General features: G+C 63.8%; 17 protein-coding genes and 1 pseudogene. 3 read left to right on the top strand and 15 right to left on the bottom strand.

What is annotated here, in order from left to right; genetic code table 11:
* Positions 1-4: 4 nt before the first annotated feature.
* The 13 genes from tssG to LDZ26_RS20060 all read right to left on the bottom strand — a co-directional run bounded on the left by tssG (position 5) and on the right by LDZ26_RS20060 (position 14,503).
* On the bottom strand, positions 5-1,021 hold the full coding sequence (gene tssG / locus LDZ26_RS20120; protein WP_244851003.1) for a type VI secretion system baseplate subunit TssG: 1,017 nt from the start codon (positions 1,019-1,021) through the stop codon (positions 5-7).
* A complete protein-coding gene (tssF, locus tag LDZ26_RS20115) occupies positions 1,006-2,868 on the bottom strand; it encodes a type VI secretion system baseplate subunit TssF (RefSeq protein WP_244851002.1) in 1,863 nt (620 codons plus the stop codon). The genes tssG and tssF overlap by 16 nt, the downstream gene beginning before the upstream one ends.
* Positions 2,865-3,368, bottom strand: coding sequence for a type VI secretion system baseplate subunit TssE (gene tssE, locus LDZ26_RS20110; RefSeq protein ID WP_244851001.1), 504 nt, complete (start codon positions 3,366-3,368; stop codon positions 2,865-2,867). Before tssE ends, tssF begins: the two co-directional genes overlap by 4 nt.
* Before the next feature lie 13 nt (positions 3,369-3,381).
* Positions 3,382-3,873, bottom strand: a complete 492-nt coding sequence (locus LDZ26_RS20105; RefSeq protein ID WP_014193150.1) for a type VI secretion system tube protein Hcp — start codon at positions 3,871-3,873, stop codon at positions 3,382-3,384.
* A gap of 50 nt (positions 3,874-3,923) precedes the next feature.
* Positions 3,924-5,441 carry a type VI secretion system contractile sheath large subunit gene (tssC, locus tag LDZ26_RS20100; protein WP_244851000.1) on the bottom strand — a complete coding sequence of 506 codons (1,518 nt, stop codon included), beginning with the start codon at positions 5,439-5,441 and terminating at the stop codon, positions 3,924-3,926.
* Positions 5,442-5,451: 10 nt separating this feature from the next.
* A complete protein-coding gene (gene tssB, locus LDZ26_RS20095; protein ID WP_244850999.1) occupies positions 5,452-5,976 on the bottom strand; it encodes a type VI secretion system contractile sheath small subunit in 525 nt (174 codons plus the stop codon).
* 37 nt (positions 5,977-6,013) lie between these two features.
* Complete coding sequence (tssA, locus tag LDZ26_RS20090; RefSeq protein ID WP_244850998.1) at positions 6,014-7,036, bottom strand: type VI secretion system protein TssA; 1,023 nt, start codon at positions 7,034-7,036, stop codon at positions 6,014-6,016.
* Between the two features lie 83 nt (positions 7,037-7,119).
* Positions 7,120-7,623 (bottom strand): DUF3455 domain-containing protein, encoded by a 504-nt coding sequence (locus LDZ26_RS20085; RefSeq protein ID WP_244850997.1) that lies wholly within the window; start codon positions 7,621-7,623, stop codon positions 7,120-7,122.
* A gap of 94 nt (positions 7,624-7,717) precedes the next feature.
* Positions 7,718-8,731 carry a hypothetical protein gene (locus LDZ26_RS20080; protein ID WP_244850996.1) on the bottom strand — a complete coding sequence of 338 codons (1,014 nt, stop codon included), beginning with the start codon at positions 8,729-8,731 and terminating at the stop codon, positions 7,718-7,720.
* Positions 8,732-9,353: 622 nt separating this feature from the next.
* Positions 9,354-11,105, bottom strand: a complete 1,752-nt coding sequence (gene nikE, locus LDZ26_RS20075; RefSeq protein ID WP_244850995.1) for an ABC transporter ATP-binding protein — start codon at positions 11,103-11,105, stop codon at positions 9,354-9,356.
* A complete protein-coding gene (locus LDZ26_RS20070) occupies positions 11,102-11,944 on the bottom strand; it encodes an ABC transporter permease (protein ID WP_244850994.1) in 843 nt (280 codons plus the stop codon). Before LDZ26_RS20070 ends, nikE begins: the two co-directional genes overlap by 4 nt.
* The gene (locus tag LDZ26_RS20065; protein WP_244850993.1) at positions 11,941-12,879 is read right to left on the bottom strand and encodes an ABC transporter permease; all 939 of its coding nucleotides are present in this window, start codon (positions 12,877-12,879) and stop codon (positions 11,941-11,943) included. Before LDZ26_RS20065 ends, LDZ26_RS20070 begins: the two co-directional genes overlap by 4 nt.
* A 1-nt stretch (position 12,880) precedes the next feature.
* Complete coding sequence (locus LDZ26_RS20060) at positions 12,881-14,503, bottom strand: ABC transporter substrate-binding protein (protein ID WP_244850992.1); 1,623 nt, start codon at positions 14,501-14,503, stop codon at positions 12,881-12,883.
* Between the two features lie 305 nt (positions 14,504-14,808).
* Here LDZ26_RS20060 and LDZ26_RS20055 point away from each other — a divergent pair.
* The 3 genes and pseudogenes from LDZ26_RS20055 to LDZ26_RS20045 all read left to right on the top strand — a co-directional run.
* A pseudogene (locus LDZ26_RS20055) lies at positions 14,809-15,021 on the top strand (hypothetical protein); the annotation flags it as partial.
* Between the two features lie 173 nt (positions 15,022-15,194).
* Complete coding sequence (locus tag LDZ26_RS20050) at positions 15,195-16,799, top strand: ABC transporter substrate-binding protein (RefSeq protein ID WP_244850991.1); 1,605 nt, start codon at positions 15,195-15,197, stop codon at positions 16,797-16,799.
* Between the two features lie 97 nt (positions 16,800-16,896).
* Positions 16,897-18,522, top strand: coding sequence for an MFS transporter (locus LDZ26_RS20045; protein WP_244850990.1), 1,626 nt, complete (start codon positions 16,897-16,899; stop codon positions 18,520-18,522).
* A gap of 100 nt (positions 18,523-18,622) precedes the next feature.
* On the opposite strand, the gene LDZ26_RS20040 is transcribed toward LDZ26_RS20045, so the two are convergent.
* Both LDZ26_RS20040 and LDZ26_RS20035 read right to left on the bottom strand, forming a co-directional pair.
* On the bottom strand, positions 18,623-19,372 hold the full coding sequence (locus LDZ26_RS20040) for a glucose 1-dehydrogenase (RefSeq protein WP_244850989.1): 750 nt from the start codon (positions 19,370-19,372) through the stop codon (positions 18,623-18,625).
* Between the two features lie 226 nt (positions 19,373-19,598).
* Positions 19,599-19,991: a helix-turn-helix domain-containing protein gene (locus tag LDZ26_RS20035; RefSeq protein WP_244850988.1), complete on the bottom strand. Its 393-nt coding sequence runs from the start codon at positions 19,989-19,991 to the stop codon at positions 19,599-19,601.
* Positions 19,992-19,994: the final 3 nt, after the last annotated feature.

The following is a 19,994-nucleotide window of genomic DNA, read 5'->3' as shown; positions in this document are numbered from 1 at the left end:
TGAGCTAGTCCTTTGCATGAGATGAGGCGAGCGGCCGAAGCATGAGCTGCGTCGCGTCGCGGCTCGGCAGGCGCGCATGCAGCCACGTCGTGTAGCCGAGTCGCCGATGCCGCCCGAGCGCGAGACGCGGGACGTCCGCGCGCTGCAATTGCAGATTCACGTCCCATTCGAGCGGGTCGCGCACATAGAAGCGCACCCAGTCGACCAGGCGCACGAGGCTCGCGCCATCCGGGAGGAAACGCGCGTAGTCGTGCAGCGAAAGCGGGCCGAGCACGATGCGGAACTTGTGCTGGCGATCGAACACGCGCGCGCCGAGCATCGTGCCGACGCCCATGCGCGCGGCGTCGTCGGGCGCGCCGAGCCGCGAGCGTGCCTCGTCGGGCAGCTTCAGCCAGTGACCGACGTTCTGCGTCACCTGCACCGGCAGCCCGAAATAACGCGACAGCACCAGCCGCAAGCCGGCGGCATGGCGCGTCGGCCCCGCCAGCAGCCCGGCGAAATGCAGCCTGGCGAAGTCGTGCACCGAGTCGCGGTTGCGCAGCGACGGCTGATTGAGCCCGAACACCGTGCCGACGTAGGACGAAAAGCGATCGTCGTCGCGGCGATCCAGACTGACGACCGGCTGGGCGGCCGCCCATGCGCGATAGAACAGCGACGTCATGCGGTGATGAAACACATCGAGAAAGCGCGCAAAGGTCGGATCGCCGGCATTGCGCGCGCGATCGCGCGCGTATTCGGTCAGATGCGTGGGCATCGGGCCGTTCGGTCCGAGCAGGCCGAAGAAGTTGACGACGAGCCTGGGCGGCTGCGCCTGCATGCCGACGAATTGCTTCAGCGTGGTCGGAAAGAAGATCAACTCCGGTTCCTGGCCGAAGCGCACCGCATCGTCGCGCGGACGCAGGGACGCGCCGGTGCGCGGGCAGGCCGGATGAGCCGCGTCGATGAGCCTAACCGCCTGAAAGAAATCGAAGCGGTTCGCATCGGCGGCGAAGCGTTCGAACAAGGTCACAGCGTCCGGCATCGTCCGCTCTCCGGCGCCCAGCGCATGATTTCACCGCGCGTCACCGACGACACGATGGTTTCCGTAAAGGCGTTCAACGAGGCGTATTGCTCGAAGAAGCGCGCGAGCACCGCGCCGAACAGAAACGCGCTCGCACCTTCGAATCCGCTCTCGTCGAGCAGCACGTCGAGCGAGAGGCCGCGCCCGAATACGATCGGGCCGCGCGAGGGCAACCGGCGCGTGACTGCGTTCGAGCGAATCGAGCGCAGTGCATCGATCTGACGCGCGGCCGCGCTGTCGCCTTCGGGCGCGTAGAGCGCGAGCAGATCGCGCATGGCGCGCGCGCCGCTGCCGTCGGCATCGTCCACGAGGGAGCCGTGGTTCAGCGACAGATGGCTCAGCAGCCGCCATGCGACCGCGCCCTGCGCGTACGAAGGCAACGGACGGCTCGGCGCGGCCACGCAGCGCACGGCCGCGACGGGCGCTTCGAGTTCCAGCGTGAAATCGGTCTCGCCGCGTCCGAGGGGCATGGTCAGCGTGAGATCGCGGTTGGTGCACAGCACGCTGATGCCGAGCTGATGAAGATCGGCGGGATAAGGCGACTCACGCGTGTCCACGAGCGCAATCCACGTTTCGCTGCCCGCATAGGAGGAACGCGCCGCAGGCCGGACGCCGCGCTCGTTCTCGCGCGCCGACGGCAGACGCTTCTCGCGACGCACCTGAAAGAACGCGGCATCGGGATCGTCGATACCGAGATCGCGCATGCGGTAGAACGGCTGGAATGCGATCTCGCCGCCGCCCGCACGGTATCCCGTCACGCCCTGAATGCGGAAGACCTCAAAGTCGCGCGGCCGCGTGCGATCGACGACCACGTGATATTCGAACTGCTCGCCCGTCGCGGCGATGCGATCGGCGCGGCGCGGGAACAGATTGATCGCGGGCGTGCAATGCAGCGCGAAATTCGCCTGATCGACGACCTGTTCCAGCGCGGTGTCCGCGCGCGACAGCAGCACGATCAGTTCCATCTCGCTCTTGTCGCAACGCGCCAGTCGAGCACGCAGTCCCTCGATACCGACGAACATGAAACGCTGCGGGCAGGCGAAATACTCCTGCAGCAGCCGATAGCCCGGAAACGATTGCTCGCTCACCGGCAGCAACGCTTCCTCGTCACCGAAACCGAGCGGGCGCAGCGCGGAGGCCGGCAGCACGGCATCGCCCGCCACGACGCCGAGCGTCGAGCCAATCAGCAACTCGTAGAGCTTCGCGGCAACGCCATCGTTGCCGCGCAAATAAATGGGCAGACGCTCGATCGCCAGGTCGCGCAGCTTGCGCCCGCCGGCCGCGCGCAAGGTCAGACGCAGGCCCGCCTTCACGCCGCGAGGCAGGCGCGCTTCGATGCCCGGCATCGCGCCGGTATGCGTGAAGAGGCGCGCCGCCGAGAGTTCGACGGGCCACAGCGTCAACCCATGCGCGGTGCGGAATTCGCAACGCGTCGCGCGTTCACCGTCGAGCCGGCCGTGCAAGGCGGTGCCGCGCGGCACGGACACGCCCTCGGCGAGAGCGGGATGCGTCAAGTCAGGCTGCACGTTCACGACGGTCATCGCCGGCGTCGGCGCGAGATAGTGCGGATAGACCAGTTCCGCGAGATGCTGCGTGAAGCGTGGAAACTCCGCGTCGATCTTCATCTGGACGCGGGCGGCGAGAAAGCCAAAACCTTCCAGCAGACGCTCGACGTAAGGGTCGGCGCATTCGAAGCCTTCGAGGCCCAGCCGTCCCGCGATCTTCGGAAACGCCTGCGCGAATTCCCCGCCCATTTCGCGGATATGCTGCAGTTCGCGGCTGTAGTACTGGATGAGGTCGGGGTTCATCGCTCGATGGCTCCTTCGAATACCTTGGCCTTGCCTGCTTCCAGATCCAGCTCCGTGCGCAAATAGAGGCGCTCCGGCACGGGATGCGCATGCAGATCCGCTTCCACGAGGAAGGCCAGCGCGTTGTGCTGGATGGCCGCGTCGTCCGACTGCATGGCGCGCACCCGCAGCGTGCCGGGCACGATGCGCGGCTCGAACGCGCTGATGGCGTCGCTCATCAGCCGTTCGATGCGTCCGACATCGACGTTCGACGCGCTCTTGCCGGCCAGGTCCGCGAACCCGAAGTTGAGCACCGATGCGGCGACTTCCGGAAAACGCGCGATATCCTGCGCCGACGCGATACCCTGCGCGTTGAGCAGCCAGCCGATATCGCGCATCACGCTCAGGCGTTGCGCGCGCGCCGAACTGGCCCGGTGCTCGCGCCCTTCGCGTGATGCGCCGGGCGCATGATCGGTCAGACGGTCGAGCAGCGACGGCCGCACTCTGTCCGCGTTTCTCATGCGGATGCCTCGCTTACGCGGTCGCGTTGGCGGGAATGTTCCACTTGCTCTCCACCACGCCGCCCTGCGCCGACCCGGTGCTCGGGTCCTGTTGCTGATAGGTCACGTGAAACTTCTCGAAGTTGAGCGTCACCGTCTCCGTGAAGCGATCTTCGGCGTCCGAGCCCCCGGTCGCGTAGTTCGTCACGATGATCTTTTCGAGCTCGATGGTGTAGTACTCGAGTGGCTTGGTGCCGCCCGCCTTGCGCACCGTGAGCTTGCCGGTCGGGAAGTGCTTGCCGGTGGCGCAGGCGGAGATGATCGACGGCGTGCCGCGGTCGGTGTATTTCGTGATGGTCAGGTCCTGCACCGCGACCTTGCCGCCGCCGCCGCCCGTGCCGAGGTGCATGGTCCCCGATTGCGACAGGCCCCAGCTCCACGAGAGCACGTCGATCTCGTCTTTGTGTTTCGAATCCAGCGATTCGCCCTTGACCGTGTCCAGCTTCAAAAAAATATCGACTGCCATGAGGTTTCCTTATCGAGAATTGATTGACTGCGCTAAAGAGTGCGTGCCGTTCAGGCGGCTTTTGCGGAAGGCAGCTTCGAGACGAGCCGCAACGACACCGTCAGGCCTTCGAGCTGGTAGTGCGGCCGCAGGAAGAACTTGGACGTGTAGTAGCCCGGATTGCCCTCCACTTCCTCGACGACGACTTCCGCCGCGGCCAGGGGCCGGCGCGCTTTGGTCTCTTCCGACGAGTTCGCGGGATCGCCGTCCACGTACTGAAGAATCCAGTCCTGCAGCCAGCGCTGCATCTCGTCCTTCTCCTTGAAGCTGCCCACCTTGTCGCGCGCGATGCACTTCAGGTAATGCGCAAAGCGGCCGCACGCGAACAGATACGGCAGACGCGCCGCCAGATTCGCGTTCGCGGTGGCGTCGGGGTCTTCGTACTCGATCGGCTTGTTGAGCGACTGGGCACCGATGAATGCCGCGAAGTCGGAATTCTTCCGGTGCACGAGCGGCATGAAACCGTTCTTCGCGAGTTCGGCCTCGCGGCGGTCGCTGATGGCGATCTCGGTCGGGCACTTCATGTCCACGCCGCCGTCGTCGGTCGGGAACGCATGGACCGGCAGGTTCTCGACCGCGCCACCGGACTCGATGCCGCGAATGCGCGAGCACCATCCCCACGTCTTGAACGAGCGGTTGATGTTGGCGGCCATGGCATAGGCGGCATTCGCCCACGCGTATTTCGATGCATCCGTGCCCGCCGTGTCTTCCTCGAAATCGAACGCGTCGACCGGACTCGTCTTCGCGCCATAGGGCGTGCGCGCGAGGAAGCGCGGCATGGCGAGGCCGATGTAGCGCGAGTCCTCGGAATCGCGCAGCGACCGCCATGCGGCGTGCTCGGGCGTGTGAAAGATCTTGGTGAGATCGCGCGGGTTCGCAAGCTCCTGCCACGAATCCATCAGCATGACGGCAGGATCCGCACCGGCGATGAACGGTGCGTGCGCCGCCGCCGACACCTTGCCGATCTGCGTGAGGAAATCGACGTCGGGGCCGCTGTTGTCGAAGTAATAGTCGGCCACGAGCGCACCGTACGGCTCGCCGCCGAACTGGCCGTATTCCTCTTCGTAGAGCCGCTTGAAGAGCGGACTCTGATCCCATGCCACGCCCTTGTACTTGCGCAACGAACGGTGCAGGTCTTCCTTCGAGACGTTCATCACGCGCAGCTTGAGACTCTCGTCGCTTTCGGTGTTGGTGACGAGGTAGTGAAGGCCACGCCATGCGCTTTCGAGCTTCTGAAAAGGCTCCGCATGCAGGATCACGTTGATCTGCGCGCTCAGCTTTTCGTCGATACGCGCAATCAGCGCTTCGATGGTCGCGAGCGCATCGTCGGACACGCGCTGCGTGTCGAGCAGCGCCTGCTCGGCAAGCGTGCGCACCGAGCTTTCGACCGCTTCGCGGGCCTTGTCCGAGCGAGGACGGAACGCCTTCTGCAGGAGTTGCTGGAACTCGCCGGACGGGCTTGCGTCGCCGGTTTCGTAGGCTGGTTGCCCATCGCGCTCGACGGATTGATCGAAGTTGGTTTCTGCCATCGTCGTTCCCTTATTCGGTATCCTGGGTTTCGGCATGCTCGCCGGGCTTGGGTAAGGCGGCCAGCGAACTCATGAGCGCCGGGTCTTCGAGCAGCCGCGCGACGAGGTTCTCGGCGTCGGTCTTGCCGTCCATGTAGGTCAGCAGGTTGCGCAACTGACTGCGTGCTTCGAGCAGCCTCGCGAGCGGTTCCACCTTGCGGGCGATCGCGGCGGGCTCGAAGTCGTTCATGCTCTCGAAGGTCATGTCGACGCCGATCTTCCCTTCGCCCGTCAGCGTGTTGTCGACCTGCATGGCGACGCGGGGCTTCATCGAACGCAGGCGTTCATCGAAGTTGTCGATATCGATCTCGAAGAACTTGCGCTCCGCGACAGGCGGCAGGTCCTCCTGCGGCTGCCCCGACAAGTCGGACAGCACGCCCATCACGAAAGGAAGATTGACTTTCTTCTGCGAGCCGTACACTTCGACGTCGTACTCGATCTGCACACGCGGCGCGCGATTGCGCGCGATGAATTTCTGACTGCTCTCTTTGGCCATCTGTCAGTGCTCCTGGTTGAAAAGCGCGGCGTGAGGCTCAGTCGTCCAACGACTCGACTGCCGATACGCCGACCACTTGGATGAGTTGCGCCAGCCCTTCCGGCGCGAGGTCCTTCATCAGATCGACAAACGATTTGTCGATCAGCGTGATGGCGCGCCCGAGCAGCAGCGGCACGGGGCTCGCGGGCTCCTGACGCGCGTAGTACTCGCACAGGCGCGTGAGCGTCGCCGCCACGTCGGCGCGGCTGTTGATGACATCGCCCGCGCCGGCCGCCATTGATACGCCCTCGCCCGGCACGGGTGCATCCGCGCGATTCCCGAGACACCCGGCGAAAAGCGCTCTTGCCCGCTCCAATAGCGTCTTCAACGGAGCGAGATCGAGCGTCCGTGCCGCATCGACACGCGCCGACAGAAGCGCTTCGATGGCCTCGACGTGAGCGGCCGCGGCATCGAATGCAGCCTTCGCGCGCAGCGATGTTTCAGGTGTAGCCGCGATCGCCGCCTCGATCTCCGACGCGGTGCGCACCGCGCGACCATCGGGTGCGTGGGCATCGCCGCTGGCGTATGCCCATTCGCGCAGCGTGACCGGCTGCCCCTGGCCCGACAGCGGCGTGTCCGCCAGTTCGGCCAGCAAGCCAGCGGGATCGACGCATGCGGCAAGCGCATTGACGCGCGCGGTGGGATCGTCGGCGTCGCCTGCATCGAGTTGAGGATGCACGTGCTGCCATTGCTGTTCGAGCAGCGCGACCGTGAGCGCGAGGCCATCGCTCAGTCCTTCGACGCCCTGGCGAGCCAGACGGGCACGCACCAGCGGCACGATCACACGCAGGTCCCGTGTGCGCTCCATCAGCGCCGTGCCGAGTGAGTCCACGACGGTCCAGTCGGGCGGCACTGCGGCGACGAGCGTCGCGCCATACTCTGCTTCCGGACGGCCCTCGATCGCCTCTTCGAACTCGCGAAACTGAGGGTCGTACTCGAGGTCGGGCCCGCAGGGGGCAGCGTCCGTGAGCGGTGCGAGCCAGCGATTCCAGCTCTGATGGGTAATGAGCTCGGTGTTCATGTCAGCTTTGGGATGCGATCGTTCAGTACGTTGTCCTAATCGTCTAATAACGATTTATTCCGATGCAGGTTCGACGGGATGCTCTATCGATAGAAGATGTAGGTGGCCGTATAAGGAGAACCGGCCAACTCGTGCTCCTGCGTGCACGATGTTTGCGGCTTCGCGCCCCCGATCGTATCGACGCGCTGCACGCGACGTACCGAAGCAAGCAATCCCGGCGTGCCCGTCGAGCGCGTTTCGAGCAGCAGTTCGGGGACGCTGTTCGGCGTCTTGCTCGGACGCTGCGCCAGCACGCGGCCTTCGATCCGGCTGCCATCCCCGGCTTGCCAGGACGGTCCCGCCCCATGCTCGACGACGGGTGCGCCGCTCTCATCGGAAAGCGTGGCGCGCGGCACCTTGAAAAGCCAGCCGAGCACGCGGTCCGCGTCATATTCACATGAGTAGATCTGCTCGCCCGACGCAGTCGTTCGCAACAGCGGCTGGGCATCGGGCAAATCGATCGACGCCGCCTGTGCGCCCGGGCCGCACGCGACGATCATGAAAGTGACGCCGCTCAAGGCGTGCATGGTGCGTGACAGACCGTTCATCTCGTGCTCTCCTGAATCCCTGTTTGGAAGCCGCCACGCGTGTGGGACTTGCGCTGGCCCTTTCATAACACCCGAGCCCCGAAGGCTATTCCATCTAATCCTGGCTGTAATTCGAGGCCGAGTCCGAATCCGAGCCGGGACTGCGCCCACCGTGGTACGCGTCCAGAATGTCCATGTAGGTCGGCGATGCGGGAGGCGACGAAGGCGACGGCGGTGCGGCGCCGCCGGTCTCATCCAGATGCTTTTCGAACTCGTCGGTGATGAGGAACCGCGCCAGCTTGAGTTCCGGCCTGAACAGGCCGTTCAGGGTTTTGTCGGTGTCATCGTCGGATAGCGCGGAAAGGAGCTTGCGCTGCGAATCCACGCTCAAGTCGCGCGTGAGTTCCACGATCGATAACGCCACGCCCACCATCATCGAGCCGCCCGAGAAGACATAGGTCGGCTTGTTGTAAAGGTCGACTGCGTTATTGACCGTCCGGTAATCGCTCTCAGGGAGTCCGGGAACGCGGCGCCGGAGACCGTTGTCGGGTGGTGCGACCATGTCGTTGAGGCTCAGCCACGCATGTTCGAAGCGCGAGCCGACCCGCGAGGATGCAAGATCGAAACGGTACAGCACGTCTCCGAACCGGCTGCTCGCCTTCTTGGGCGTGCGGCCACATTCGAGCGAGAAGAACACGTAGTCGTCGTTGGCCGCCTGGGCGAGATCGGCTGCCTGCGAATGTGCCAGGTCGAACGTGATGCGCTGTTCGATCAGCTTCTTGCGCGAATACAACGTCGTTTCCCCGCCGCTGTCACGCTCCGCAGGTGTGAAGTGGGTCGCGTAGAACGGCCGCTTGTCGAACTTCGTAACGAAGTCGTGCTCGAGCGGGCTGAGCCTTTTCAGGTTGGCGCGTAGGCGAGCGAGATTCGCGCGGGAGAGCTTGTCGATGGACTCGATCTGTCCATTGTCCCTTTCATGTCTGCGCCAGAGTTCACCGTTGCCGAACATGCCCCGCTGCGGTTTCTCGGCGACTCGTGCGCGCAATGCGGAAGCGGTCTTTCTGGCGAATCGGTCAAGGGAATCGGGGCTTATGTCAGCGGGCGTGGCGTTACGCTTCTCATCGGTCAATTCGCGTTCCTCCGTTCAGATGGCACATTCAGAACATCCGACGGGGCAAACTTATTCCGTGTACTCTCGGCTCATTTCTCGGCTTTCGAGTCCGGCGAATACGCCGACCGCGTTAGACTTTCGAACGTCAAGAGCCCGTAGTTGGAACTCATCGCCACGGCTATCGCACTGGACGAGCCAGCCCAAGATGCGCACGAACACCGGCCTGCGAATACATGCCCGACTTGAGCACCACAAGCTGCGCGGCCGGCGTCTCGGTCACCGCCGCGCGGCCATGTAGGCTACATAGACGTGGCGATTGTTGGTTCGTTCGTTATGCTAATTATCTTGTCGGATTAGGTCGACGGACGAGCGCGGACCTACCGGTGCGCTGACAGAGCGCCTTCTGCCTCTCGTGCTGACGAGGTCCACGCGTTGGCACGCGTCTGTGTGTACATCGCTTCGAACCCCAGCCGCCTGCGTCGGCTGTACGTTGTCAGAGCTGCCTGCTCCCGGCGAATGACCGTTTTCCGGTAGGCGGATTTCGGATGGCACCACCCAATCCCGACTAGACCTGGCCGTTCGTAGTTCCGGCCCGATTGTCGAAACCGTGATTGAAACGCGCCACCCATGACGCCCCGCGTCAAGGAATCGGTTCTCGCGCGAGGGATACGGCCTCATCGTGTGTTTCATCACGCTCATGCCGCAAAGTCGGCGCCGATGCCGTCAGCAATCGTGTATAGGCGTGCCGTGGATGCGCGAACACCGCCTCCACGTCGCCTTCCTCCACGACGCGCCCGGACTTGAGGACGAGCACTCGATCGCACAGATGGCCCACGACATCGAGGTCATGCGAGATAAAGAGCAGCGCGGTCGCATGCCGGGCTTGCAGGGACACCAGCAGATCGAGCACCTGCGCCTGCACATAGACATCGAGCGCAGAAACCGGCTCGTCGCAGACGATCAGCGCCGGCTCCGGCGCAAGCGCCCGCGCGATCGCCACGCGCTGCCGCTGCCCGCCAGAAAGCGACGCCGGCCGTCGGTCCAGATACGCCGCACTCAGCCCGACCTGCTCCAGCAATTCGACGCTGCGATCGAGGACCGCGGCCTTCGAAAGACCTCGCGAATGCAGCCCCTCGAACAGCAATTCGCGCACGGCATGCCGCGGATCGAACGAACTCAACGGATCCTGCGGGATATATTGCATGCGCGAGCGCAGCGCGCTACGCGCCGTCTCGCCGATACCGGCGCCGTTCCATTCACGCCCCAGAAAACGCACGGCCCCGCGATCCGGCGTAAGCAGCCCCAGCACGATATTCCCGCACGTGCTCTTGCCCGATCCCGATTCGCCGATGATGCCAAGCACCTCGCCCTCGCGCACGCGAAACGACACATCGTCGAGCGCGGTGAAGCGTTGGTCGCGCCCCCCGCCGCGCCGTCCATAGGTCTTGCCGATGCCCGCCACATCGAGCACCGCGCGGTCAGACGGGGCCGTGCGAGGCGGCAGCTGATCGCGCACAATCGCCGGCATCGCTGTGCGCGTCGCGACCGCCATGCGCGCCGAACTCAGCCGATGCCCGCGCGACGCAAGCGATGGCTGCGCGGCCAGCAACTGCCGCGTGTAGTCGTGCGACGGATGCTGCAGCACGTCGCGCGTCGCGCCGCTGTCGACGACCTTGCCGCCGTGCATCACGAGCACGCGATCCGCGATGCCCGCGACCACCGCAAGATTGTGGCTGATGAGCAAGACGCCGACGCCCTGCGCGAGACGCTCGCCGAGCACCGTGAGCACTTGCGCCTGCACGGTCACATCGAGCGCGGTGGTCGGTTCGTCCGCGATGACGAGCGCCGGGCCGGCCGCGATCGCCGACGCGATCAGCGCGCGCTGTCGCAGGCCGCCCGAGAGTTCGTGCGCGTATTGCCGGGCACGCATCGCCGGTTCGGGAATGCCCACATCCGTCATCACGTCCTGCACCCGCGCACGTCTTTCGGCGCGCGAGCGCAGCACGCGATGATGCGCGAGCACCTCCTCGATCTCCGCGCCGATCGTGCGCAGCGGATCGAGCGAGACGAGCGCATCCTGCATCACCAGTCCTGCGAACGGACCCCGCAAGCCACGCCAGTCGCGCTCGGTGAACGCGAGCGCATCGCGTCCGGCGATCTCGAAGCGTTCCGCGATAATCCGCGCCCCGCGCCCCGCCAGACCGATCAGACTGCGCGCCGTGAGACTCTTGCCCGAGCCGGACTCGCCGACGAGCGCGACGCATTCGCCGGGCCGGATCGTCAGATCGACGCCCTGCACGAGCGGCGTGCCGCCGTGCGCATTCGCGAAACCGATGGACAGCCCGCGAATCTCCACCAGCGGCCGATCCGTCACCGATGCCTGCGCGTTCATGCGCGTACCTCGAACTTGCGTTGCAGGAAGCGGCCGATGACCGCGAACGACAAGACGGTCAACGTGATCGCCATGCCCGGAAACACGCTCGGCCACCACGCGACGCGCAACACGTCGCGTCCTTCGGCGAGCATCACGCCCCACTCGGGCGTCGGCGGTTGCGGACCCAGCCCGAGAAAGCTCAGCCCTGACACGGCGATGATTGCGCTGCCGATATCGATCGTCGCGATGACCGGCACCGCGACGAGCACGTTCGGCAGCACATGGCGAAAGAAAATCTGCATGCGCGACAGACCGAAGCTCACCGCGTGCGTGACGTAATCCGCGTGGCGCACGACGAGCGCCTGCGAACGCAGCACGCGCCCGAACTTCGGAATGCCCGCGATGCCCACGGCAATGGCGATATTGACGATGCCCTGTCCGAGGAAGGTCACGACGAAGAGCGACAACAGGATTGGCGGAAACGCGGAAAGCACGTCGAAGACGCGCGACGCGGCTTCATCGGCGAGACGGTTCGACAAGCCCGCAAAGAGGCCGACGACGAGCCCGATCGCAAGGCTCACGATCATGCTCGCGAGTCCGATCAGCAACGAATAGCGCGCGCCGTGTATCACGCGGGAAAGTACGTCGCGCCCGATGCGATCGGTGCCGAACCAGTGCTGCGCGTCGGGCGGCTGCAGCGTCGCGGCGACGTCGCTCGCGAGCGGATCGAACGGCGTCACGATGCGCGGAAAGGCCATCGCCATGCCGAGCGCGACGAGAAACGCAACGGCGATCATCACGCTCGCGGGTAGCGGTGCGTGCCCCCGCGCGAATGCGGTACGTATCACGGTGCTCATTGGCTGCGCAACCTCGGATCGATGAAGAGATAGGCGATGTCGAGCAACGTCGAAATGACGACGTGCACGAACGCCGCGATCAGCACGACGGCCAACACCACCGGAACGTCTTGCGATGTCACCGCGTTGAGCGTCACGCTGCCGATGCCAGGCCTGCCGAACATTTTCTCGGTGATGACCGCGCCGCCGAGCAGGCTGCCGATCAGCCAGCCGCCGAGCGTCACGACCGGCAGCAACGCATGGCGCAGCACATGGCGCGCGCGCAGAACGAGTTCGGACACGCCGCGCGCGCGTATCGTCGTGACGAATGGTTTCGCCAGTGCCGCTTCAATCGATTCACGCATCACCTGCGAAAGAATCCCGGCGGTCGGCAACGCCAGCGTCACGGCGGGCAGGACGAGCGCGCGCCAGCCGTTCGCGCCCGATACGGGAAAGAGCCGCAACTGGAAGGAGAACGCGATCAGCAGCAACATGCCGAGCCAGAACACCGGCGTCGACGTGAACGTGAGCTCGATCAGCGACGCGCATCGCGCACCGAGCGCGCCCCACGCCCCGCGCGTGCCCTCCCCGCCCGCCGTCACCGTCGCCACGACAATGGCGAGCACGAGCGCGAGCGCGCCGGCAGACAACGCGAGTTGCATCGTCGGCCAAAGCTGGCTGCGCAGAAGATCGAGCACCGGCTGCTGCATCACGAACGACGTGCCCAGGTCGCCATGCGCGAGCCGCAGCAGGAATTGCCCGTATTGCCACGGCAGACTGTGATCGAGGCCCCATTGCGCGGCGATCGCCTCGCGCAAGCCGGGATACGCGAGATCGCCCGCGAGCACGTCCTCGATGCGTCCCGGCAGCGCATGTATCGCGACGAAAGCCACCGACGCCGCGAGCCACAGCACGAGCAATCCTGTCATCAGGCGCGTCGCAATCTGTCTGCGCATCTCACGCTCCCTGTTTGTCGATCCAGATGTCGTAAGCGCTCGCCGGGCCGTCGAGTTGCGGCTCGAAACCGATGCCATGCACGTTCGACTTCGACGCGAGGTGATACACCGGCGCGAACAGCGGCACGATGAACGCCTGATCGACGGCGCGTGCCTGAATCTCGCCGAGCAGCTTGCGCCGTTCATCGCCGATCGGCATCAGGCGCGCGCGGTCGATGTCGCCGGTGATCTTCTTGTCGGAGGCAGGAATGGCGCTATAGAGGAAGCCCTTGTCGCCGAGCATGTCCCACAGTTCCATCGCGACATCGGACGGATTGTCCGTGTTCGGATAGATGAACCACACGCCGGTCGCCTTCTGATTGGCGAAGTCGCCTGCAGTCGTGATGCGCAGGTCCAGATTGAGCCCGATGTTCTGCCGCAGCGCCGACTGCACTGCACGGATAAGCACGTCACGGCTGTCGCGGACGTAGGGTTGGGGATAGCCGACTTCGATCGTTAGCCGCTTTCCGTCCTTGGTGCGAAACCCGTCCTTGTCGCGCGCGGTCCATCCGGCTTCGTCGAGCAGACGGTTCGCGTCGGCGATCTTGTTGCCCCATGAACCTTCGAGTTGTTTCGCGTAGTCCGGATTGTCGGGACCGATGTTCGACCACGCGCGCCGCACCGTGCCGAGATACACGCTCTTGACGATGGCGTCGAGGTCGAAGCCGTCGCGCAGCGCGCGCCGCACGCGGACGTCGTTGGCAGGCGGCACCGTGTAGTTGATGTTCAGCGTGAACGACGTCGTCGCGGACGGACCGTGCACGTACTGGAAGCCATCGACCTTGTCGAATACGGCGATGTCTGTGGGCTGCACGCCTTCGATCAGATCGACCTGCCCCGAACTCAGCGCGCCGGTTCGCACGGCCGCCTCAGGCAAGAACCGATAAGTGACGCGATCGAGATAGGCCGGTCCGCGATGCGCCGCATTGTCGGGCGCCCATCGATAATCGGGATTGCGTTCGAAGGTCGCCTGCTGTCCACGCTGATATGACTTGAACACGAAAGGCCCTGTCCCGACGATACCTGGTCCCCCGCCGCACAGGTTCTTGTTCTCGGCGAGCGCCTTCGGCGAGATGAAGCCGAGCTTCACGCTGGAGAGCGATTCGAGCGTCGTGGAATCGGCCTGCTTCATGACGAGCCTGGCGACGTAAGGCGACACCACTTCGACGTGATCGAACGCGACGAGCAGCGACGCCGACGCCGATGTCGTGCTGACGTTCTTCAGGATGTAGTCGAAGTTGGCCTTCACCGCTTCAGCATTGAACGGCGAGCCGTCAGTGAACTTCACGTCGTCGCGCAGCTGGAATGTGTAGCTCTTGCCGTCGTCGGCAATGCTCCACGACTTCGCGAGCCACGGCGCGTAGGTGCCGTCGGTACGCTTCGAGACGAGGGAATCGATGTAATTGCGGATGACCCAGAACGAGTTTTGCTGCGATGAACGATGCGGATCGAAGCAAGCGGGTTCGGTCGTCACGCCCCAGATGAGATCGCCGCCGGTCGCCGGTTGTTTTGCGGCCGCATGCGCGGATGTGGCGGACTCCGATTTGCTGCACGCGGTGATCGCCGCGGTTGAAGCGATCGTCATGACTAGGGCCAAAGCGCGTGTGAGCGCTGGTCGCTTTACGTTCATCGAATGGAATTCCCCGAGCAGACAAAAAGACGCGATGCGCGCAGCCCTTAGCGTCGTCCGGCGCAGCGTGCAGACAGGCGGGCGGCATCGCGATAGATCGAAAAGCTTACGGTCGACATGACATTTGAGGCAACGAAGCAAAGTTCATAAACATAGTCGACGCCTAGCCTTGCAACTTGTCGGCAAGATTCGGCGGCCCATTCTAGTGCAGCCTTTGTCAAGCGATAACCAATGAGGTTTCATATCGATATCACGCGCGCCTTGCGGGCACGAACGGCGCGACGCTCAAGCCGCGCTGGCATCAGTTCACGCTGGGCGTCGATTACGCATTGTCGAAGCGTACCGACGTGTATCTGTCGGGCGTCTATCAGCTTGCCGCGGGCGACGCATCGACACGCGTCGGCACCGGCTATCGAACGATCGCTGCTATCGCCGACGCCGGTTATCGCGTTGACGATCCATGTCTGCGTTGATGATCGTTGGGAATCCACACATCTACCTCTTTTGCAGCGGCGGAGTATGTGCGTAATTGCTTCTGTTGGTAAAGTACGCGATCGACCCCGCTCTCACGCGGGATGACAACCCTTCTCGTGCCAAAGCGACAATGACAACAATCGCCGCAACACGCAGTGCATGGGCCGCGCCGATGCGTTCCGTCGCCCTCTCCGCGCTTACCGCCCTCGCTGCATTCACGTGCGCGCCGCAATCCGCGCAAGCAGCAAGCAAGACGCTCGTGTTCTGCTCCGAAGGCAGTCCCGCCGGATTCGATTCCGCGCAATACACGACCAGCACGGACTTCGATGCCGGCGCGCACGCCGTCTTCGACACACTCGTCGAGTTCAAGCGCGGCACGCTGGATCTCACGCCGGGTCTCGCCGAGACTTGGGACGCGTCACCGGATGCGAAGACGTTCACGTTCCATCTGCGTCATGGCGTGAAGTTTCAATCGACGTCCTACTTCAAGCCGACGCGCGACTTCAATGCGGACGATGTCGTGTTCACGTTCAGGCGCATGATCGACCCGAATGAGCCTTTTCAGAAAGCGCATCCGGTCAGCTTTCCGTATCTGACCGACCTCGGCTACGACAAGAACATCGCGTCTGTCGACAAGCTGGACGAGTACACGGTGCGCTTTACGCTCAGGACGCCGGACGTCGTGTTCGTGCGCAATGTGGCGATGGAGTTTGCATCCATCGTGTCGGCGGAATATGCCGCGCAACTGCTCAAGTCGGGCAACGTGGAGGACTTCAACCAAAAGCCCGTTGGCACGGGCGCGTTTGTTTTCCGCGATTATCAGAAAGACTCGACGATTCGCTACGACGCCAATCCGACCTTCTGGAACCGGAAGGACGTGCACATCGACAAGCTCGTCTTCTCCATCACACCGGACGCCGCCGTGCGCGAACAGAAACTCGAGAGCGGCGAATGCCAGGTCACGTCTTTCGCACGGCCGGCCGATATTGCGAGCGCGAAGAAGAAGCCGAATCTCGCGGTGCTGTCGGGCGTGGGCTTCAACGTCGCTTACGTCGGATACAACACAACGCACAAGCCGCTCGACAACGTGCAGGTGCGTCGCGCGCTCGACATGGCTATCGACAAACAAGCGATCATCAAGTCCGTGTACGAAGGCGCCGCGACGGTCGCCACCAACCCGATGCCGCCATCGCAATGGTCGTATAACAAGGCGTTGAAGGACGCGCCTTATGATCCGGCACGCGCGCGAGCGTTACTGAAAGAGGCAGGCTTTCCCGACGGCTTCGCCATCACGCTCTGGGCCATGCCTGTGCAGCGCGGCTACAACCCGAACGCGCGGCTGATGGCGCAACTCATCCAGTCCGACTGGGCGAAGATCGGCGTGAAGGCGAACATCGTGACTTACGAATGGGCCGAGTACAACAAGCGCGCGAAGACCAATGGCGAGCATGACGCCATCCTCTACGGCTGGCTCGGTGACAATGGCGATCCCGACAACTGGCTCGGCACGACGCTCGGCTGCGACGCCGTGCACGGCAGCAACATGGCGAAATGGTGCAACAAGCAATTCGACGATCTGCTCTCGAAAGCCCGGCTCATCACCGATCAGAGCGCGCGCACGAAGCTCTACGAAGAAGCGCAGGTCGTGTTCAAGGACCAGGTCCCTTACACGCCGATCGCGCACGCTAACACGTTCCAGCCCATCTCCAAGCGGGTGCACGGATACTTGATCAGTCCGCTCGGCGGCCATCGGTTCGATGGCATAACGCTTGAATGAATGGCCTGCCCCGGGCTTTCTTACGAGTTGCAGTTGGAGTCGGAGGTTAAGAACTGCTGCTTCGCGTCGCCTTGCATTGTTATGCTACTGAGCATCGATGAGAGCGGGGGCTAACTTGGTCAACCGGGATTTACTCGACAGCGAGCCGAGAAAGCCGTGCGCCGTGCCTGCGCAGGGAACCCCGTGCGACGAGCTTTTCATTCGCTCGCAGCCAACGAGAGTGGACCGTCCCTGCCGTCGCACGCGTCTCGCGCTCGCCGCGACGATCCTCGGGTCGAGCATGGCGTTCATCGACGGGTCCGTCGTCAATGTCGCGCTGCCCGCCATTCAGACTGACTTCCGCGCGAGCGTCCAGGCGGTGCAGTGGGTGGTGAATGCATACCTGCTTTTTCTCGGGGCGCTCGTGCTGGTGGGCGGATCAATGGGCGATCACTTCGGCCGCCGCACGATCTTCATTGCGGGCATCTCGCTGTTCACGCTCGCGTCGGCCGCTTGCGGGTTGGCGCCGACCGTCCATGCGCTGATCGCCGCGCGCGCGTTTCAGGGCATCGGCGCCGCAATGCTCGTGCCGAGCAGTCTTGCGATCATAGGCGCCGTATTCGAAGGCGAAGCCCGCGGGCGTGCAATCGGCACTTGGGCCGGCGCGGGCGCGATTACATCGGCGGTGGGGCCGGTAGCAGGCGGCTGGCTCGTCGATGCGTTGTCGTGGCGAGCGATCTTCTTCCTCAACGTGCCGCTTGCAGCGCTGACGATTGCGCTCGCCATCTTGTCAGTGCCCGATAGCCGCAGGCTCGATGGGCCTCGACAAGTCGACTGGCCCGGCGCGCTCTGCGCGGCAGCAGGACTTGGCGCGCTCACATACGGCCTCACCGACGCGGCCGCGCATCGGTTCGCCGATCCGTTCGTACTGTCCGCAATCGGCGCCGGTCTCGTCGTGCTGGCCGTATTCGTGCGGATCGAGGCGAAAAGCCGTCACCCGATGATGCCGCTCGACGTCTTTCGCTCGCGAGATTTCGCAGGCGCCAATCTTGTGACACTGCTGCTTTACTTCGGCTTGGGTGGCGTATTTTTCTTCCTGCCGTTCACGCTGATCCGCGCACATGACTACACGGCGACGCAAGCGGGTGCCGCGCTGCTTCCGGCGCCCGTCATCATCGGTCTGCTCTCGCGATTTACCGGCGGACTGACGAGCCGCTTTGGCTCGCGCTTGCTGCTGACGGCCGGGCCGAGCGTCGCCGGAATCGGTTTCGCACTGCTGGCGCTGCCATCTGCGGGCATCAGCTATTGGGCCGGATTCTTCCCTGCGCTGACCGTGCTTGGGCTCGGGATGACCATCACGGTCGCGCCGTTGACCACGACCGTCATGGATTCGGTGCCGGCCGACCGTGCGGGCATTGCGTCGGGCATCAACAACGCTGTTGCGCGCGTGGCTAGCCTGCTGGCGATTGCCGTGCTCGGCATTGTGTTCGTCTGGTCGCACCACGCGGCGTTGTCGGCACGGCTCGACGCGTTGCACGTGCCGCAGAATGCACGGGTGACTGCGACGTCGTTGCAGTCTGGAATCGAGTCTGCGACAGCAACGGGCGGTGGACATGCGCTACCGGTCGCACGCGCCGACGCCGACGCCATTGCTGACGCGCTACGCGCCGTCGCGCTGGTCGCGGCTGCGTGCGCGTTCGCCGGAGCGGGAATTGCGACGGCGACTATTCAGCGCCGCGAGTGATGGAATTGCCGTCGCGTGACGTCGAACATGCCAGTGCGCACTGTCGACTCGTGACTGCTCCGTTGGGGAACGCCCGATGCCGCGCACCTGCCGCGTTCTCTTAGACTTGTGCCATCCCGCCATCGACGGTGAGTTCGATGCCCGAGATATAGCTGCTATCGTCGGATGCCAGGAACAACGCCGGCTTGGCGATTTCTTCCGAGAGACCAATGCGGCCCAGTGGCACCTGCGCAGCAATCCCCGATTTGAAGCCTTCGATCTGTTCGTCGGTTAGGCCGGCCTTGCCGAAGATCGGTGTATCTATAGGACCTGGGCTGATCGCATTCACACGAATCTTGCGTGCCTTGAGATCCGCCGTCAACGTGCGCGCCAACGAACGCACCGCAGCTTTAGTGGCCGAATAAACGCTGAACGCTTCCATACCGGTGGACGATGCAATCGACGCGTTCAGAATGATCGTTCCACCGTCCGGCACCAGCGGAAGAAGCTTCTGCACCGTGAAGTAAGTACCCTTCACGTTGACGTTGAATGTTTCATCGAAGTGCGCTTCCGTAACGTGATCGATCGGTGCGAACGAACCCAGACCCGCGTTCGCGAAGATGATGTCCACGCGGCCGTATTTGGCTTTCACGTGATCGTGAAGCTTGTCCAGATCCGACAGCTTGGAGACATCGCCCAGCACGCCTTCCGCGTCGGCACCGATGCTCTTCACCGCTTCGTCGAGCTCCTTCTGGCGGCGCCCTGTGATGATGACCTTCGCTCCTTCCTTAGCGAAGAGTCGGGCCGTCGCCAAGCCCATGCCGCTGTTTCCGCCCGTGATTACGGCGATCTTTCCCGGTAGCTTCGTCATATCAGTCCTTGATTGGATGTTCGACCGTCAACATGGGTTGCGTGATGTTGAAGCGACTATAGGGGCGGTGCATCGCGAGAGATAGTAGGTGGCGACGAACACACTCCTCGGCTCAAACGAATAATCCAGATGATGCTATCGATATGACGCCGGGGAATGAACGGCGCATCAGTTGAGGACGGCTCGATGCGCGTTGCCGTCCCGCGTACGGGACGACAAGCATGTTCTAAATCTTCTTCCTTAACTCTTCGTTCCTGCTGGAAGCGTCATAGGTACACTGTGCTCTTTTCAGTGCGGAGCCATTGGCCAGCGACCAGTTGTAAAGTGCAGCAAAGGGTTCGCGTAGCGAGCAGCCTAGAGCGGAGATCGTGTACTCGACACCGATCGGCTGCGTCGGCAGGACTTTGCGATAGATAAGGCCGTTGCGCTCCAAACGCCTCAATGCCTCGGACAAGGCCTTGGGCGTGATGCCGTCCAGGCGGCGCTTGAGGTCGTTGAACCGTGCCGGCTGCGTGCAGAGGACGCTCAGAATCAGCACCGTCCACTTGTTGGCGATATGTTCCAGGATGGGCCGAGTCGCGGTGACATCGAGCGGCAGGTCGAGAACGTCTTTGGACATGGT

Source organism: Caballeronia sp. SL2Y3 (assembly GCF_022879575.1).
Lineage (GTDB): Bacteria > Pseudomonadota > Gammaproteobacteria > Burkholderiales > Burkholderiaceae > Caballeronia.
Note: the sequence above shows the minus strand (reverse complement) of the source record. Positions and strands in the feature narration are given on the sequence as shown.

Excerpts from the sequence above, each read along its gene's own strand:
- tssG (WP_244851003.1), bottom strand. The coding sequence starts at position 1,021 with ATGCCGGACGCTGTGACCTTGTTCGAACGCTTCGCCGCCGATGCGAAC.
- tssF (WP_244851002.1), bottom strand. The coding sequence starts at position 2,868 with ATGAACCCCGACCTCATCCAGTACTACAGCCGCGAACTGCAGCATATC.
- tssE (WP_244851001.1), bottom strand. The coding sequence starts at position 3,368 with ATGAGAAACGCGGACAGAGTGCGGCCGTCGCTGCTCGACCGTCTGACC.
- LDZ26_RS20105 (WP_014193150.1), bottom strand. The coding sequence starts at position 3,873 with ATGGCAGTCGATATTTTTTTGAAGCTGGACACGGTCAAGGGCGAATCG.
- tssC (WP_244851000.1), bottom strand. The coding sequence starts at position 5,441 with ATGGCAGAAACCAACTTCGATCAATCCGTCGAGCGCGATGGGCAACCA.
- tssB (WP_244850999.1), bottom strand. The coding sequence starts at position 5,976 with ATGGCCAAAGAGAGCAGTCAGAAATTCATCGCGCGCAATCGCGCGCCG.
- tssA (WP_244850998.1), bottom strand. The coding sequence starts at position 7,036 with ATGAACACCGAGCTCATTACCCATCAGAGCTGGAATCGCTGGCTCGCA.
- LDZ26_RS20085 (WP_244850997.1), bottom strand. The coding sequence starts at position 7,623 with ATGAACGGTCTGTCACGCACCATGCACGCCTTGAGCGGCGTCACTTTC.
- nikE (WP_244850995.1), bottom strand. The coding sequence starts at position 11,105 with ATGAACGCGCAGGCATCGGTGACGGATCGGCCGCTGGTGGAGATTCGC.
- LDZ26_RS20070 (WP_244850994.1), bottom strand. The coding sequence starts at position 11,944 with ATGAGCACCGTGATACGTACCGCATTCGCGCGGGGGCACGCACCGCTA.
- LDZ26_RS20065 (WP_244850993.1), bottom strand. The coding sequence starts at position 12,879 with ATGCGCAGACAGATTGCGACGCGCCTGATGACAGGATTGCTCGTGCTG.
- LDZ26_RS20060 (WP_244850992.1), bottom strand. The coding sequence starts at position 14,503 with ATGACGATCGCTTCAACCGCGGCGATCACCGCGTGCAGCAAATCGGAG.
- LDZ26_RS20050 (WP_244850991.1), top strand. The coding sequence starts at position 15,195 with ATGCGTTCCGTCGCCCTCTCCGCGCTTACCGCCCTCGCTGCATTCACG.
- LDZ26_RS20045 (WP_244850990.1), top strand. The coding sequence starts at position 16,897 with ATGAGAGCGGGGGCTAACTTGGTCAACCGGGATTTACTCGACAGCGAG.
- LDZ26_RS20040 (WP_244850989.1), bottom strand. The coding sequence starts at position 19,372 with ATGACGAAGCTACCGGGAAAGATCGCCGTAATCACGGGCGGAAACAGC.
- LDZ26_RS20035 (WP_244850988.1), bottom strand. The coding sequence starts at position 19,991 with ATGTCCAAAGACGTTCTCGACCTGCCGCTCGATGTCACCGCGACTCGG.